We start from the raw sequence: 13,568 nt of genomic DNA on the forward strand, positions 1-13,568 counted from the left end.
TACGTGCTTGAGGGTTGAAGGGGTTAAGGGGTAAGGGGGTTAAGGGGTAAGGGGGTTAAGGGGTTAGGGCAAGGGGTTAAGGAGTAAGGGGGTTAAGGGGTTAAGGGTGGGGATGCTCGCTTTGCTCGTCTGGGTGATGCGTTGCACCTGCGGCCGCGCCCGTATGCGCTGTGCGTAAACACTATCACCGTAGCTGCCGTGCGCGTCACATCCGTCACATCCGTCACACCTGCTAAGTCTGTCTTACCTACCATACCTACCCCGCTTACCCTTCCTACCACACCTGTCCCCCCTACCACACCTGTCCCCCCTACCACACCTGTCCCCCCCCTACCACACCTACCCCGCCCGCCCTTAACTCCCTAACCCCTTAACCCCCTAACCCCTTCAACTAACCCTACCTTCACCCCATGCACAAGAGTGGATTCGTCAACATCATCGGTCGGCCCAATGCCGGAAAATCGACCCTCATGAACGCCCTGGTCGGTGAGCGGATGAGTATAATTACGGCCAAGCCGCAGACTACGCGCCACCGCATCATCGGTATCCTGACCGAGCCGGACTACCAGATCGTGTTCAGCGATACGCCCGGCTACATCGAGGAGGCCGGCTACAAGATGCAGGAGAAGATGAACGCCTACGTTAACTCCGCCTTCGAGGACTCCGACGTGATGCTCTACCTGATCGACCCCCAGGAGCAGTACGCCGAGGACGACCTGCTGGTGACCAAAATGCGCCGCCTCGATACGCCACTCTTCCTGGTGTTTAACAAGCTGGACCTGGTCGATGATAACCAGGTGAATACCCTGGAGCGGCAGTTCAAAAAGTGGATGAAGCCGGAGCGCATCTTTGCCATTTCCGCGCGCGACGGTACGGGTGTGCCGGAGCTGCTCGACGCCATCAAGGCCACGCTGCCGGAGGGCCCCGTCTACTACCCCGAAGACCAGCTCACCGACCGCTCCGAGCGCTTTTTCGTAGCCGAAATGCTGCGCGAACAGATCCTGGAGCAGTACCACCAGGAGATCCCCTACAGCGTGGAGATCGAGATCGAGACCTTCGAGGAGACCCAGACCAAGGACGGTGCCGAACTGGCCCGCATCAGCGCCGTCATCTACGTGAGCCGCAAGACCCAGAAGCCTATCCTCATCGGCAAGGGCGGCGCCAGTATCAAGAAGCTCGGCACCAACGCCCGCCGGCGCATGGAGGACTTCCTGCAGCGCAAGGTCTTCCTGGAAATGCACGTCAAGATCCGCGAGGAGTGGCGCGACGACGAGGTGTGGCTGAAGCGGTTTGGATACGATAGGTAGGGCGCCTTCGGCTGGTTAGACCGCTGCGCGGGTAGGGCGCCTTCGGCTTGGCAGGCAGCATTAGGGCCGCGGACGCAGGTGCGGTGAACTTCCTTCCCACCGTGCTACGTTGCAGCGGTACGCATCGTTGCGTCACCAAAATTTAGATCCCTTGCCGACTAACGCCACCACCACCGACCACACCGCCATCCAGGAATGGACCAACAAGCACAACGGTGTGCCCGGAGTGATCGAAGAAGCCACCACCGCCAACGATAGCCGGCCGCTGGCCATTATCTGGCCGGAGAACCGGAGCGACAACAAGTTTCGCGAGGTGAGCTGGGCTACCTTCTTCGATCACTTCGAACTGCGGCAGCAGGCCCTATCCTACGATACGGAGGGGATGTCGAAGGACTACGCCTTCGTGACCCGCGGCTAGCCCGCTACTGATTCGATGAGTTCCAGCTGGGCGATCACATCGTCCAGCGGTACGGCCGGCTGCGCCGTGCCGTTGATCACCCGTTGCATGTTATCGAACAGCTCGGTCCAGCGGCCGGGCAGGGTGGTGAGCGGACCGCGGAAGGTGAGTCCGTCCAGCTCCGTGTGGAGGATGCCGTCCTGTGCTGTAGGCTCCGTGCCGAAGGATGTGTCGTCAGGTGCCATGCCCGCCCGCAGCTGGTCTTCCTGTACGTCTACTCCGTACTTGACGTAGCTGCCGTGGCGGCCGTGGAGGGTGAAGCGGGGCGTGGGCTCCCGGACCAGCAGACTGCACGACAGACTTACCCGCAGCGGTGCGGCGTAGGTGAGCTGCAGGTCGAAGGCATCGGGGATGTCTGAGTGGCCCCGCTGCGTCCAGGTGGAGCCCTGTACGTCCAGGGGCCGGCCGAAGAGCGCGAGGGCCTGGTCGATCAGGTGGGCGCCGAGGTCGTAGAGCATGCCGGCGCCCGGGCCGGGGGTTTCTTTCCATGCCTTGGCGTTGGGGGCGGGCTTCCAGCGGTCGTAGCGGGCCTCGTAGTTGATCAGCTCGCCGAGGTGGCCGGCGTCGAGCAGCTGGCGGACGGTGAGGAAGTCGCTGTCCCACCGCCGGTTCTGAAACACGAATAGGTGGAGGTTCTTGTGGCTAGCCAGGTCACGTAGTTCCCGCAACTGCTCGGCTGTAGCGCAGGCTGGCTTGTCGACCAGCACGTGCTTGCCGGCCTCCAGGGCCGCGCGGGCGAAGGCATAGTGGGTCGCGTTGGGCGTGGCGATGCTGACTAGTTGGATCTCGGGGTCGGCCAGTACGGTCTCCAGGTCGGTGGTGGGTTCCATGTCTGGGAACTCCTCGGCTAGCTCGTCGGCCCGGCTGGTCACGACGCGGTGCACGGTGAAGCCCGGATGGGCACGGTAAAAGGGAGCCTGGAGGTAGCGGCCGGAGAGGCCGAAGCCGATGATGGCGGTGGGGATTGGGCGCATGAAGGCTAACATACGGTGGTACAGCTTATCCAGTTAGCCCGTAACAATTTTCAATGGTTTGACCGATGACACATGCACTAACTATGGACCGCCGAGTGCGCCGAGGGGCGCAGAGGAAGAGTACGTTAGCCTCCGCGTTTCTCCGCGTCCTCTGCGGTAGGCCTTTCCGTCGTTGCGGTGATACAACCAGATAAGCCCAAGGATAATAAAAAAGGAATTTGCACTGCCAGTACTATCTGTAGGTGTAGATTAATGCTAACAGTAGGTTATACTTTACGTGTTAGCAACAAACTACCAGGTGCCTTGAACCATGACACCCTACTCCTCCAGGCTAGCGCCCGCTCCAACGGCCATACCAGCCGGGTCGTGCGCCATCTCGCCGATCAGTTGGACTGTCCTGTGGTAGACCTCCTGGACCACCGCATCCATCCCTACGACTACGCCGGCAACTATCCCGCTGACGATTCCTTCATCGCCCTCGTCCGCGACCGGCTGCTTCCCGTAGACCGCATCATCCTGGCCAGCCCCGTCTACTGGTACGCGATGAGTGGGGGCATGAAGACCTTCCTGGACCGCTTCACCGACCTGCTGACCACCCACAAAGAACTGGGTCGCCAGCTGCGCGGCAAGCAGCTAGCTGTACTCTCCTGTGCCAATGACGCCGAGGTCAACCTAGGCTTCTACGAGCCCTTTCGCCTCACCGCCGCTTACCTGGGGATGACGTATACCGATACTTGGCACGGTTACGTGAAGCCGGACGGTACGGTTGTAGTGATGCGTCGGCACTAGCTTTCTTGCGTCAACACCTCCGCTACCCCCCGCAAATCGCTCGCCACGATCTCCACATCCGGGCCCAGCGGATACACCTGCTGCCCCGGCCGGTCCACAAAGGCCGCGCGCCAGCCCGACCAGCGTGCGCCGGCTACGTCCCAGCCGTGGGCGGCTACGAGCATACAGTCTTCGGGGGCCGCGCCCATGCGGCGGGCCGCCCAACTGTAGGTCTCCGCGAACGGCTTGAATTTGCCTACCTCCTCGACGCTCAGGCGCTCGGTGAAGTAGCTGGTGAGTCCTGCATACGCACACTGTGCATCGACCTCCTCCTGTGATCCGTTGGTGAGAGTGACGAGGGTGTAGCCAGCTGCTTTTAGACGGGCCAGCGCATCCTTGACCTCCGGGTGGGCCGGCAAGGACCGCAGCCCCCTGGTCACGGTGTTACGGGCCGTTTCCTGGGAGATCGTGATGTCGTTATTAGCTGCCACCATCTGCAGGGTAGCCGCGCCGATGTGGGCGAAGGATGTGTAGCGTTCGCTCGACGAAGTGACCAGCGAATACTGCAGCAGAGTGGTGAACCAGAGCGGTACGAGCTGCTCGTTTCCTTCCAGTACTTCGGTGATCCGTTTCTTGAGTGGGGCGAGGTCCAATAGGGTCTCGTTCACGTCGAAGAAGATCACCTTGGGTCGGTCGGGTGTGGGCATGGGAAGTGGTTTGCTAGGCTGCCGCCATCAGTTCGTTCAGGACCTGCTTGAATACCTCGACCGGCTGGGCGCCCGTCACGGCACTCTGGCGGTTGAAGACGATGGTGGGTACGGAATTTACGCCCAGGCGCTTCCAGTAGGCCTGCTTTTCGCGCACCTTCTGCCGGGCAGGTTCGTCGTCCAGTCTGGCCAGGGCGTCTTCGGCGTTCAGGCCTACTTCGAGCAGGGCCTGCCGTAGTACGTCGCGTTGGGAGACATCCTTGCGCTCACTGAAAAAAGCGGTCATGAGGCGCAGCTGCAGCTCGCTCTGCTTGCCGTGTTCCTGAGCGTACTCCAGTAATACGTGGGCGGCAAAGGTGTTGGCCATGCGCATCTCGGGGTAGTAGCTAAAGGTGAAGCCGACCTCATTGCCCGCTTCGGTCATGCGCTGTTGCATGGTCTGCTGATCCAGTGGGGTAGAGCCGTACTTCTCCCGCAGGTGCTCCTCCAGTAGTTGCCCTTCTGCAGGCATCTGGGGGTTCAGTTCGAAGGGCTGCCAGGCGATCTCCACTTGGTCTTCCAGTTTAAGGTCCGCGATGGCCCGTTGCAGGCGCCGGTAGCCGATGATGCACCAGGGGCACACGACGTCGGAGACGATATCGATCTTGAGTTTATCTGACATATTACTTGCTTTGTTCTTGTTCGGCTGCTACGTCGCAGCAGCTGGTTATTCCTTCTGTACCGACCGATAGGAAGCTTTGAAGCACCGTCCACACCTCCCGCCACCGCTCGGGATTGATGCAGTAGCTCACACTGGTACCCTCAATAGTGCCCGCGATCAGACCGGCGGCCTTCAGTTCCTGCAGATGGCGCGAGATGGTGGGCTGGGCCAGATCGATCTCGTCGGTGAAGTCGCGGCAGATGCAGCAATCCGTAGCCAGCAGCTTCTGCAGGATGGCGATCCGCGCCGGGTGGCCCAGCACTTTGCACAGGGCGGCGATGCGGTTCTGCTCGGCGGTGTAGCTGTCGTGTTTCGTTACTCCCATGGGGTACTAGCAGCAGCCGCTTCCGGGGGCACAGCTGCTACCGGGGGCGATGAGATTGGTCAGTGAGGTAGCCGGCTGTGAGATATCGCACGTTTCCCTGGCCAGGCAGTCGGTCTGCCGGCTGGTCAGTGCCAGACCGTCCGCGTCCACGGCCAGTCCATACTTGCCGATCGTGTCCGGGCCCTGGTACTCTACCTCGATCTCCAGGTCGGCTAGACCCAGGCGGTCCTCCGCCAGTGTGATGATGTCGACGAGCTTACCGGGGTGCAGACGGTGGTCGTAGTCGTCCGCGTTCCAGAGCTGAAAGTTGGCGACCCGTTCGCGGCGCAGCGTACCCCCACAGTCGATGAAGGTCTTACTCACTTCCCCCACTTCCGTAACGTGAAAGTGGGCGGGCACGCGGGTGCCATCGGGTAGGGTGAAGAGCAAAGTATCCCGCTGGGTCAGGTAGTCCTTTACTTCGGAGAGTTTCATGCGTAGTAGCTTTGATGTATGCTTATATAGCAATATTACGATTAATCAGGGTGGATTGTTCTATCGTGCCGCATTTAACACCTGGAATCTCGTGAAGCGCCTATCTTTAAGTACTATGACCACCAAGACGATCCTCACTGCCTGGCTGACGACCATCGTACTCGGCAGCCTACTCTTCTTTCCGTCAGTCGGCCTCCTAAATTCCCTTACTGGTGGGTACGGAGGGGCTGAAGACTGGGATTTGCTGGAGATGCTGTATCTGAGCATCTGGCCGGCGGGCTTCAGCTTCGCATGCTCGCTGCCCGCCCTGGTGGCGCTACTTATCACGCGGTACGTACTGCATCGACGCGGTCTGTCGGCCATGCAACTGCTGCTAGCTACCCTTAAGGCCCAACTGCTCTTTGCCGTCTGCACCTTCACCTACATCTTCGCCACGGAGGGCACCGACGAGATGTACCTCGCTGCGGCCCTGCTCTACATACCCATTGGTAGCCTGAGCCTGATTGGCTTCGGCCTACGGCACCTGCGGCCCCGCCCGTCCGTCTGACCGCGCGACCGGCTTTTCTCAGATTACGAGTACATTGATGGGTCTAACGATCAAGCCACTTCCGCCATGACCTACTCCCGCCGCACCTTTCTCCGCCTCGGCGGCCAGCTTTCCGCCGCCACCGTTTTCCTGCCACTCCTGCACTGCGCCGGCGAGACAAAGGTAGCCGACGAAGACGCCGAAGCCAGTACCGACGAAGTCACCACCGCAGCCGGTAGCCTGAGCAGCTTCGGCCTCCAGCTCTACACCCTGCGCGATTTGCTACCCGACGATCCGAAGGGTACCCTGAAGCAGGTCGCCGACATGGGCTACACCCAGATCGAAGGCTACGAAGGCGACCAGGGTATGTTCTGGGGCATGACCGCTCAGGAGTGGAAGGATTACTGCGACGAGCTGGGCCTGAGCATGGTCAGCTGCCACGTTAATATCAACGAGAACCTGGCCGAAAAGGCGGCCCAGCTGGCCAGTATCGGTACGGCCTACGCGGTGTGCCCCTACGTGGGGGCCCAGGACGGACAGGCCGGCTGGCAGACCATCGTAGAGCAGTTCAATGCCGCCGGCAAGACCTGCCGCGAGGCGGGCATCAAGTTCGCCTACCACAACCACGCCTATACTTTCGAAGAGGTGGATGGTATCGTGCCGCAGGCCTACCTGATGGACCGCACCGACGATACGGTCGAGTACGAGATGGATATCTACTGGGTCGTCACCGGCGGGGCCGATCCCGTGGAGTGGCTCGAGCGCTACCCCGGCAAGTGGCGGCTCTGCCACGTCAAGGACCGCAAGAAGGATGCCCCGCTGGAAGACCACGAGGCCAGCGTCAACCTCGGGATGGGCTCCATCGATTTCCCCCGTATCCTGAAGGTGGCCGCGGAGCAGGGCATGGAATACTACATTCTGGAGCAGGAGGAGTACGAAAACTCTACTCCGCTACGGAGTGCCCGCGCGGGAGCAGACTACCTGAAGCAGCTGAAGTTCGCTTAGTAGCGGGCGGGGCACGCAGGTTGCGGGGTATACACCAAATACCCGACTGAGGCGACCGAATACGGGGCCGAGCCTACCGAATACATAGTGTCGCTACATAGCGCATGAATGGGGTATACCTTAGGGAGCATCCTATTCACCCGCAAATTTGCGCACTATGAACAACGAAGTACTGGAGAGCTATGGCCTTTCCGCTTCCGAATATTACGAGGCCCTGCGGCAGGTCGTAGACGAGCAGTACCAGGACGCCCCCTATCAGGAACTGGACGCCGCGGTCAACCCCGCCCTGGAGCGCATGAGCGCCGAGGAGCGCGACGAATTCTTCGGCGCCCTGGCCAGTATCGCCACACCCTTTATCGGTAAAGCCATCAGCTGGGGCGTCAAGAAGATCGGCGGAGCGATCTCCCGGGGTGGCCGCCGCCGCCGCCGCAAGCCACGCTACCGCCGCCGCCGCGTCTCCGGCAGCCGCGGGCGTATCAGCCACCTGCTGAAGCTCATGAACGACCCGCGGCTCAAGCGCCTGCTGGCTGGCAACCTGCTCAATCGCCTCAGTCCGCGCCGCATCGGCCGCACCAAGATCCGCCACGTGCGGCGTCGTGGCGGCCGCCGGGAACTCACCGAGATCAATCTGTCGGAATTCGTCAACCTGCTCAAGCTGCTCGGCGGGGGTGGCGGGAAGTCCGGTAACGGCTCTTCCCTATCGACCAGTATGGGCAACGAAAGCGGCGAGATGGGCCAGGACCTCGAGGCTGGCCTCAATAAGCTGTACGGTCCGGAGATGGTGCTGGAAGAAGCCTACGACACGGAATTCGATGACTACGAGGTAGAGGGCTTTGACGAGTTCGATGACGAATCCGACTGGGCCGAAGCCGATGATGCCTACGCCGATGAATACTACTAAATCACCCCTAAACGCACCTGGCCATGCCATACTATAACAACGACGAATACGCTACCGCCCAATTAGACTACGAGACGGATCCCTACGACGCCTACGAGGGCTACGCCGAAGCCTACGATGAGTTCGACGGCGGTGGACTGGAAGCCGCAAAACCCAAGCGCAGTAGCAAAAGACTGATCCGCTCGGTGAAGCGGCTACAGCAACAGATGAACCACCTGCACAAGCACCTCTCACGGATCAGCCGCAGTGCGGGCACCCCGGCCAACCTGGCCCGCCGGCTCAAGGAGCTGGAAGGCACCACCTCGCGCATGCAGCAGAGCCAGCTCATGGCCCAACTGTTCGACCTGCCCCAGCTGGGTTCCATCCAGTACGAAGGGGACGACGAGGCCCAGCGGGTGGAGCACAGCAGCTTCGACAAGCAGTCCGTCCTACTCCTGCAACTGCTCGGACAGGGCGGCGGCATGCTGGGCGGTGGAGGCAACGGAAAGTCCGACTCCATGCAGGCCCTGCTTCCCTTTCTCTTGCTGAGTCAGGATAATAAAAAAGGCGAGGACGACACCCTGTCCACCCTGCTGCTCTTCTCGCTGATCAACAACTGCTAGTCATGGCACGTACCCAGCCCCGGCAATCCGACTGCCGGACCGACCAGAACCTCCTGCTCCTACTCCTCCTGACCCGCATGAAGGGCGGCACCACCAAACGCCGTGCCCTGCTGCCCCTGCTCCTGATGAGCCAGCGGCAGTGTAATCCTTTGATGCTGCTACTCCTGCAACGCAGTGCCTTCGGCGGCGGCGGCGCTGGCGGCGGCGGTAAGCCAAAGAAGGAGCCGAAGCCCGAACCGTACCGCAGCGAACGTAGCTCGACCAAAACGAAGGCTGCGCAGAAACATACCTCCACTCCCACACCTACTAACGCCTCCTAAATACCTTCACTATGGCACAGCAGACTACTTACTCCGACAACGGCAACGGCCACGTTGCGGTCAGCAGCGGATCATCCGGCGAACAATACGACGACAGCGGCACGCAGGAGTTCACCGCCCAGGATTCCGGCAGCGGTGCCGAATCCGGCGACACCGATACCCTGGAAGCACTCGGGCTCGAACAGCTGCAGGAGGCCGGTGGCAGCAGCAGCGGCGATCAATCCGGCGACGACTCCGGACTGGAAGATTTCGACTCCTCGGACGGCTCCTACGAGTTTTCGGATACCGAAGGGGAGGACTACCAGGAGTTCGACGGTGGGTTCGATGAATTCGACGATGATGGCGGCGACAGTGGCGGCGGCGGCGGCGAATACCAGTCCGACGAAGGCCGGATAAGCATTATTGGCGATGAGCAGAAAGTGGCCGAGGCCTACATAGCTAGCTTCCCCGGTGAGGATGTCGTACAGGAGGTGGTGATCGGCCGGGACGACCGCAAGCAAGTGCGCAACACCCGCCCCTTCCCCTACCGCGCGATCGTACAACTCAGCATCGAGGCAAAGAACGGCCGCCGCTACGTCGGTACCGGATGGCTGGTCAGTCCACGTACCGTCATCACGGCTGGCCACTGCGTGTACCTGCACGGTGCCGGCGGGTGGGCGAAGTCGATCCAGGTGACCCCCGGTATGAATAATACCAGCAAACCCTACGGCAGTGCCCGGGCTACCGCCTTCCGCTCCGTGCGGGGGTGGGTAAAGGGTAAGTCGCGCGATTACGACTATGGAGCCATCATCCTGCCCAAAAGCCACCCGCTGGGCCGTAGGACGGGAACCTTCCGCTACGCTAGCGTGCCCGACCGGATCATGCTGCGCAAGTACGTCAACATCTGTGGCTATCCCGGCGACAAGGGCGGCAAGACGCAGTGGTACCACGCCCGGCGTATCTCCCGCATCACCAGCAAGCGACTCACCTACCAGATCGATACCGCGGGCGGACAGAGCGGATCACCGGTCTTTTACCGCCGCGGCAGACTACGGGTAGCCGTGGGTATACACACCAGCGGTAGCATGAGCGGCAATGCCGGCACGCGTATCAATAGCTCGGTAAAGGCCAATCTGCGTCGCTGGGCCAGGGAGGGTCGCTGATGCAGACGATCAACGGCAAACTGGTCGATCAGTACGGTGCGCCGGTGGCGGACGCTACGCTATCCATCGTACGCGCTTCGGCCCCCGTACCCGACATCGCCATGCTGAGCGACCATGCGGGCCGCTTCTACCTCGACGACTTTCCCAACGGTAGCTACCGGCTACAGGTCACGGTCGACGGCATCAGCGAAGCGGTAGACTTCACCGTGCCCCGTCCCACGGCCAGTCTCACCATCCGGATCAACCGCTAGGCCGGTCAGTAGCACCAATCCTGCATGGCCCGGAAGAAACTCTCCCGCCGGCTGCGGGCGAGTAAGGCTTCCCCCCCCTCGGCCAGCAGGATCTTCCCCCCGTCCTTGCGTAGGTACTCGCGCACGTAGGCGGGGTTGATCAGGTAAGACTGATGGACCCGCAGGAACCCCCAGGGAGCCAGCAGAGCATCGAACTCCCGTAAGGAACGGCAGACCACCCGGGTCTCCTCTCCCAGTATGTGCACGGTGGTATAGTTGCTGTCAGCACGCAGGTACACGATCTCGCTGGCCCGTACGTAGCGGATACCCTCCTGGCTCACCAGCGCGAGGTAGTGGGGCGGGGACTCGGTGCCCTGCTCGATCGGTTCGGTACCCGGCGGCTTCAGTTCGCTACCGACCTGCTGCACCAGCTCGTGCAGTACGGGTTGGGTGGCACCCGCGGCGATGAGGTAACACTGGTCCGTGATCCGCAGGGGAGGAACGTCCGGCTCCCGTACTGCGCTGGTCAGTACGACCGTAGGAGCACCCTCCGGCAGCGCGGTACACAGCCCACCGGACGGATAACCGAACAGGGTAGTAGTGATGAATACCAGGCGCGGCGGGTGGCAACGGGCTGCCCCGAGAAAGCGGCTGAGGGTAGAAAAACTGCGGTAGCGGAAGCAGTCCGGCCAGTAAGCACGCAACTTCGTCCGCAGGCGTCGGGCGGCCCGACGGTCGGAATCAAGAACGGCGACCCAGTCAGCCGCTCCCGGCAGGGCAGGTGTCGAAACGAGAGGCATACGGTAAGTCAGGCACTGTAGATAGTGACGAAATAGGCACCATCACGGGTTTATACCGCAGCATTAAAATACGTTACAACGGGCAGATAAGCGATTAGTACGCTATTTATAATTCAATTATCCGCATAGCTAACTGCTTGTACCCCCGTATAGAATAAAAAACGGGTGCCCGTCGGTGTTGATGGCTCGATCCAGATATCCCCTTCGTGGAAGGAAAGTACACGCTTGACCAGGGCCAGCCCGATGCCGGTACCCGGTAGATCGCCGACGTTGCCGCCGCGGGTAAAGAGATCGAATATCCGATCGCGGTGTGCGGGCGGTATGCCAATACCGTTATCCTCGACAAAGAAGACCGGGTAGCCACCGCGACCGGTGCCGGTGCAGCCTACTTCAATACGGGGCGTCTCCCTGGCGGCCGAGTACTTGATGGCGTTCGATAGTAGGTTATTGACTACCGTCTGTAGGTGACTGCGGTCGCCGTGCAGGGGAGGCATATCTTCGTGAACGATCAGCTCGAAGGGTGGCTCCGCCGTAGTGACCTGATCCAGCAGAGCATTTTCCACGAGGGTTTTGAGTGAGTGGGCGTTGATGATGATACTGGCCCGGTCGATGCGACTGAGTGCCAGCAGGTCATTCATGAAGTTGCGCATGCGCTTGGCATTGTCCTGAATGAGCCGCAGGTGGCTCAGGCCCTCCTCCCCGAGGGTGTCGGCGAAGTCAGTCCGCAGGATCTCGGCAAAGCTGGAGATGCCCCGCAGCGGTGCCCGCAGGTCGTGCCCTACCGTATAGCTGAATACTTCCAGATCGTCATACGCCTGTTGGAGCAGGGCGTTGTTGTGCTTCGCCCGGGCATAGCGCTGCATGACTACCTCCTTGATGAAGGCCTGCAAGGCCACGGCCGTACCGATGTCGTCGGCCGTCCAGGGGAGTGAGTAGCCATGGCGGGTATCGTTATGTACGTAAAAGCGGCGGGAGGTACTGTAGTCCTGTTTTCCTCCTGCTGTTTGGGGGGCCGTACTGCTACCGTAGGCAATGGTCTGTACAACCTCGGGTTTAAACCATACGATCCACTGGTTAGCCGATATGTCGAGGGGCAGAAAAAGAATGCCGGCAGCCAGCTGCGGATACGCCTTGGCGGCGGGGTAGAGTTCTCCGAGCCGGTCGGTGTGGTACAGGCGTTCCTCCCCGTTAAACCCCTTCATCCAATCAATGATCGCATCGGTTTGCGCCTCGCTGGGGGTGATGCCAAATAGGGTGAGTTGCTCATCCGCGCAGATGGCCGCCCCGTGCGTATCCTCGATCAGATCGATCAGGGTGGTCGTGCCCCCGGTAAGGCCCTCGGCGGGGTGCTCCGAATTGACGATATGCTCGTACAGGCGGTCGCGCACCACGTTGGCGGCCTGCCGCAGGCGCAGGGTGCGGGAGTAAATGTGGTAGCCCAGCTTCTGTTGGGCGATCCGGCCTACGACGGACAGAAAGGTCCGCATCTGGTAATCGATATAAACGGGCTCGTCACTGTGCATATAGATCGAGCCGTTCAAGACTCCCCCTACCGCCAGAGATACGTAGCCGATACATCGCATACCGGTATCCCGCAAAAACTGGCGGAAGTTTTCGTTCGGTTCCCGACTACCGGCGTGCCGGCGTAGCATCTCACGGGCCGCCGGTCCGTAACTCCCCCGTATTTCTACCATCGCGGTATCGAAGTCGGCAAAGTTGTGGACCGATTCCACGAGTTGGTTGTAGCGGGTGGAGGCCGTAATGTCCTCGCTAGTGAAATGTACGTGCAGAAAGCTTTCCGTGCCGGACTCCACAAATTCGTTGGTGACCAGTCCGTTATTCTGCTCATCGAATTGTAGGGCGAGCACCCGATCGTAGCCGAAGTGGTAGCCGATACCGTCACAGAGGCACTGCAGGAGGGCGTCAACGTTGGCCGCATCCTCCAGCCGTCGCGTAAAGTCATTTAGCCGGGTGGCGTAGTCGTCAGGGTGCGGCCAGTTCTGGTGCGGCTCGATCTCGATCACCAGCTCCTCGGCAAACTGATAGAGTACGATCTGGTGGGAGCGGTCGGGAAAGCCATCCTGCGCCGTCAGGGGAACCACCCCCGGCTCCGCATGCTGAGTGAATGCGGTGATCTTTCCTAGGGTCTCCACGGACAGGTAGTGCCGCAGGCCATTACCGATGAGGGTGTCGGCCTGTCGCCACCCGATGGTTTGCGTATTGGCACTAGCCGCAGTGATTACCAGGGTAGGGCGGTCTATAACCAGTACGACCGCGTATGCTTGCACCTTGATCGGTGAATTCGGTAAAACTTCCATTCACCGGTAAAA

17 protein-coding genes are annotated in these 13,568 nt (G+C 60.9%); 10 read left to right on the forward strand and 7 right to left on the reverse strand.

Annotation, left to right across the window (positions count from 1 at the left end):
- Positions 1 to 410: 410 nt before the first annotated feature.
- Together era and MJQ68_RS00680 are read left to right on the forward strand one after the other, a co-directional pair.
- The gene (gene era / locus MJQ68_RS00675) at positions 411 to 1,307 is read left to right on the forward strand and encodes a GTPase Era (RefSeq protein ID WP_238749042.1); all 897 of its coding nucleotides are present in this window, start codon (positions 411 to 413) and stop codon (positions 1,305 to 1,307) included.
- A gap of 151 nt (positions 1,308 to 1,458) precedes the next feature.
- Positions 1,459 to 1,725 (forward strand): hypothetical protein, encoded by a 267-nt coding sequence (locus tag MJQ68_RS00680; RefSeq protein WP_238749043.1) that lies wholly within the window; start codon positions 1,459 to 1,461, stop codon positions 1,723 to 1,725.
- Here the strand turns inward: MJQ68_RS00680 and MJQ68_RS00685 are convergent.
- Positions 1,722 to 2,738 carry a Gfo/Idh/MocA family protein gene (locus MJQ68_RS00685; RefSeq protein WP_238749044.1) on the reverse strand — a complete coding sequence of 339 codons (1,017 nt, stop codon included), beginning with the start codon at positions 2,736 to 2,738 and terminating at the stop codon, positions 1,722 to 1,724. The two genes, MJQ68_RS00680 and MJQ68_RS00685, sit on opposite strands and share 4 nt — an antisense overlap.
- Before the next feature lie 303 nt (positions 2,739 to 3,041).
- Here MJQ68_RS00685 and MJQ68_RS00690 point away from each other — a divergent pair, with 303 nt between their 5' ends.
- On the forward strand, positions 3,042 to 3,527 hold the full coding sequence (locus MJQ68_RS00690; RefSeq protein WP_238749045.1) for a flavodoxin family protein: 486 nt from the start codon (positions 3,042 to 3,044) through the stop codon (positions 3,525 to 3,527).
- Here MJQ68_RS00690 and MJQ68_RS00695 read toward each other — a convergent pair.
- From MJQ68_RS00695 to MJQ68_RS00710, 4 genes are read right to left on the reverse strand one after another with little or no spacing between them, the layout of a single operon-like run.
- Positions 3,524 to 4,213, reverse strand: coding sequence for a haloacid dehalogenase type II (locus MJQ68_RS00695; RefSeq protein WP_238749046.1), 690 nt, complete (start codon positions 4,211 to 4,213; stop codon positions 3,524 to 3,526). The genes MJQ68_RS00690 and MJQ68_RS00695 overlap by 4 nt on opposite strands.
- A 13-nt stretch (positions 4,214 to 4,226) precedes the next feature.
- Positions 4,227 to 4,874, reverse strand: a complete 648-nt coding sequence (locus MJQ68_RS00700; RefSeq protein ID WP_238749047.1) for a DsbA family oxidoreductase — start codon at positions 4,872 to 4,874, stop codon at positions 4,227 to 4,229.
- A gap of 1 nt (position 4,875) precedes the next feature.
- On the reverse strand, positions 4,876 to 5,238 hold the full coding sequence (locus MJQ68_RS00705) for an ArsR/SmtB family transcription factor (RefSeq protein ID WP_238749048.1): 363 nt from the start codon (positions 5,236 to 5,238) through the stop codon (positions 4,876 to 4,878).
- A 6-nt stretch (positions 5,239 to 5,244) separates the two neighbouring features.
- Positions 5,245 to 5,712 (reverse strand): DUF6428 family protein, encoded by a 468-nt coding sequence (locus tag MJQ68_RS00710; RefSeq protein WP_238749049.1) that lies wholly within the window; start codon positions 5,710 to 5,712, stop codon positions 5,245 to 5,247.
- Between the two features lie 115 nt (positions 5,713 to 5,827).
- On the opposite strand from MJQ68_RS00710, the gene MJQ68_RS00715 reads away from it, so the two are divergent.
- The 7 genes from MJQ68_RS00715 (at position 5,828) to MJQ68_RS00745 (ending at position 10,459) form a co-directional block, all read left to right on the forward strand.
- On the forward strand, positions 5,828 to 6,259 hold the full coding sequence (locus MJQ68_RS00715) for a hypothetical protein (RefSeq protein ID WP_238749050.1): 432 nt from the start codon (positions 5,828 to 5,830) through the stop codon (positions 6,257 to 6,259).
- A 66-nt stretch (positions 6,260 to 6,325) separates the two neighbouring features.
- Positions 6,326 to 7,243 (forward strand): sugar phosphate isomerase/epimerase family protein, encoded by a 918-nt coding sequence (locus tag MJQ68_RS00720; protein WP_238749051.1) that lies wholly within the window; start codon positions 6,326 to 6,328, stop codon positions 7,241 to 7,243.
- Positions 7,244 to 7,400: 157 nt separating this feature from the next.
- On the forward strand, positions 7,401 to 8,144 hold the full coding sequence (locus tag MJQ68_RS00725; RefSeq protein WP_238749052.1) for a hypothetical protein: 744 nt from the start codon (positions 7,401 to 7,403) through the stop codon (positions 8,142 to 8,144).
- Positions 8,145 to 8,167: 23 nt separating this feature from the next.
- Entirely contained in the window at positions 8,168 to 8,746 is a 579-nt protein-coding gene (locus MJQ68_RS00730; RefSeq protein WP_238749053.1) for a hypothetical protein, read from the forward strand.
- 2 nt (positions 8,747 to 8,748) lie between these two features.
- A complete protein-coding gene (locus MJQ68_RS00735) occupies positions 8,749 to 9,066 on the forward strand; it encodes a hypothetical protein (protein WP_238749054.1) in 318 nt (105 codons plus the stop codon).
- Positions 9,067 to 9,077: 11 nt separating this feature from the next.
- Positions 9,078 to 10,208, forward strand: coding sequence for a trypsin-like serine peptidase (locus MJQ68_RS00740; RefSeq protein ID WP_238749055.1), 1,131 nt, complete (start codon positions 9,078 to 9,080; stop codon positions 10,206 to 10,208).
- Positions 10,208 to 10,459, forward strand: a complete 252-nt coding sequence (locus MJQ68_RS00745; RefSeq protein WP_238749056.1) for a carboxypeptidase-like regulatory domain-containing protein — start codon at positions 10,208 to 10,210, stop codon at positions 10,457 to 10,459. Before MJQ68_RS00740 ends, MJQ68_RS00745 begins: the two co-directional genes overlap by 1 nt.
- 5 nt (positions 10,460 to 10,464) lie before the next feature.
- On the opposite strand, the gene MJQ68_RS00750 is transcribed toward MJQ68_RS00745, so the two are convergent.
- Together MJQ68_RS00750 and MJQ68_RS00755 are read right to left on the reverse strand one after the other, a co-directional pair.
- Positions 10,465 to 11,238, reverse strand: coding sequence for a LytR/AlgR family response regulator transcription factor (locus MJQ68_RS00750; protein ID WP_238749057.1), 774 nt, complete (start codon positions 11,236 to 11,238; stop codon positions 10,465 to 10,467).
- Positions 11,239 to 11,351: 113 nt separating this feature from the next.
- The gene (locus MJQ68_RS00755; RefSeq protein ID WP_238749058.1) at positions 11,352 to 13,556 is read right to left on the reverse strand and encodes an ATP-binding protein; all 2,205 of its coding nucleotides are present in this window, start codon (positions 13,554 to 13,556) and stop codon (positions 11,352 to 11,354) included.
- Between the last annotated feature and the right edge of the window lie 12 nt (positions 13,557 to 13,568).

The sequence above is a fragment of the Neolewinella maritima genome (assembly GCF_923081025.1).
GTDB lineage: Bacteria > Bacteroidota > Bacteroidia > Chitinophagales > Saprospiraceae > Neolewinella > Neolewinella maritima.

What these genes read in the sequence shown, in the direction of transcription:
- MJQ68_RS00705 (WP_238749048.1), bottom strand. Translation starts at nt 5,238, where the DNA reads ATGGGAGTAACGAAACACGACAGCTACACCGCCGAGCAGAACCGCATC.
- MJQ68_RS00710 (WP_238749049.1), bottom strand. Translation starts at nt 5,712, where the DNA reads ATGAAACTCTCCGAAGTAAAGGACTACCTGACCCAGCGGGATACTTTG.
- MJQ68_RS00685 (WP_238749044.1), bottom strand. Translation starts at nt 2,738, where the DNA reads ATGCGCCCAATCCCCACCGCCATCATCGGCTTCGGCCTCTCCGGCCGC.
- era (WP_238749042.1), top strand. Translation starts at nt 411, where the DNA reads ATGCACAAGAGTGGATTCGTCAACATCATCGGTCGGCCCAATGCCGGA.
- MJQ68_RS00735 (WP_238749054.1), top strand. Translation starts at nt 8,749, where the DNA reads ATGGCACGTACCCAGCCCCGGCAATCCGACTGCCGGACCGACCAGAAC.
- MJQ68_RS00715 (WP_238749050.1), top strand. Translation starts at nt 5,828, where the DNA reads ATGACCACCAAGACGATCCTCACTGCCTGGCTGACGACCATCGTACTC.
- MJQ68_RS00745 (WP_238749056.1), top strand. Translation starts at nt 10,208, where the DNA reads ATGCAGACGATCAACGGCAAACTGGTCGATCAGTACGGTGCGCCGGTG.
- MJQ68_RS00750 (WP_238749057.1), bottom strand. Translation starts at nt 11,238, where the DNA reads ATGCCTCTCGTTTCGACACCTGCCCTGCCGGGAGCGGCTGACTGGGTC.
- MJQ68_RS00725 (WP_238749052.1), top strand. Translation starts at nt 7,401, where the DNA reads ATGAACAACGAAGTACTGGAGAGCTATGGCCTTTCCGCTTCCGAATAT.
- MJQ68_RS00740 (WP_238749055.1), top strand. Translation starts at nt 9,078, where the DNA reads ATGGCACAGCAGACTACTTACTCCGACAACGGCAACGGCCACGTTGCG.
- MJQ68_RS00755 (WP_238749058.1), bottom strand. Translation starts at nt 13,556, where the DNA reads ATGGAAGTTTTACCGAATTCACCGATCAAGGTGCAAGCATACGCGGTC.
- MJQ68_RS00720 (WP_238749051.1), top strand. Translation starts at nt 6,326, where the DNA reads ATGACCTACTCCCGCCGCACCTTTCTCCGCCTCGGCGGCCAGCTTTCC.
- MJQ68_RS00730 (WP_238749053.1), top strand. Translation starts at nt 8,168, where the DNA reads ATGCCATACTATAACAACGACGAATACGCTACCGCCCAATTAGACTAC.
- MJQ68_RS00700 (WP_238749047.1), bottom strand. Translation starts at nt 4,874, where the DNA reads ATGTCAGATAAACTCAAGATCGATATCGTCTCCGACGTCGTGTGCCCC.
- MJQ68_RS00695 (WP_238749046.1), bottom strand. Translation starts at nt 4,213, where the DNA reads ATGCCCACACCCGACCGACCCAAGGTGATCTTCTTCGACGTGAACGAG.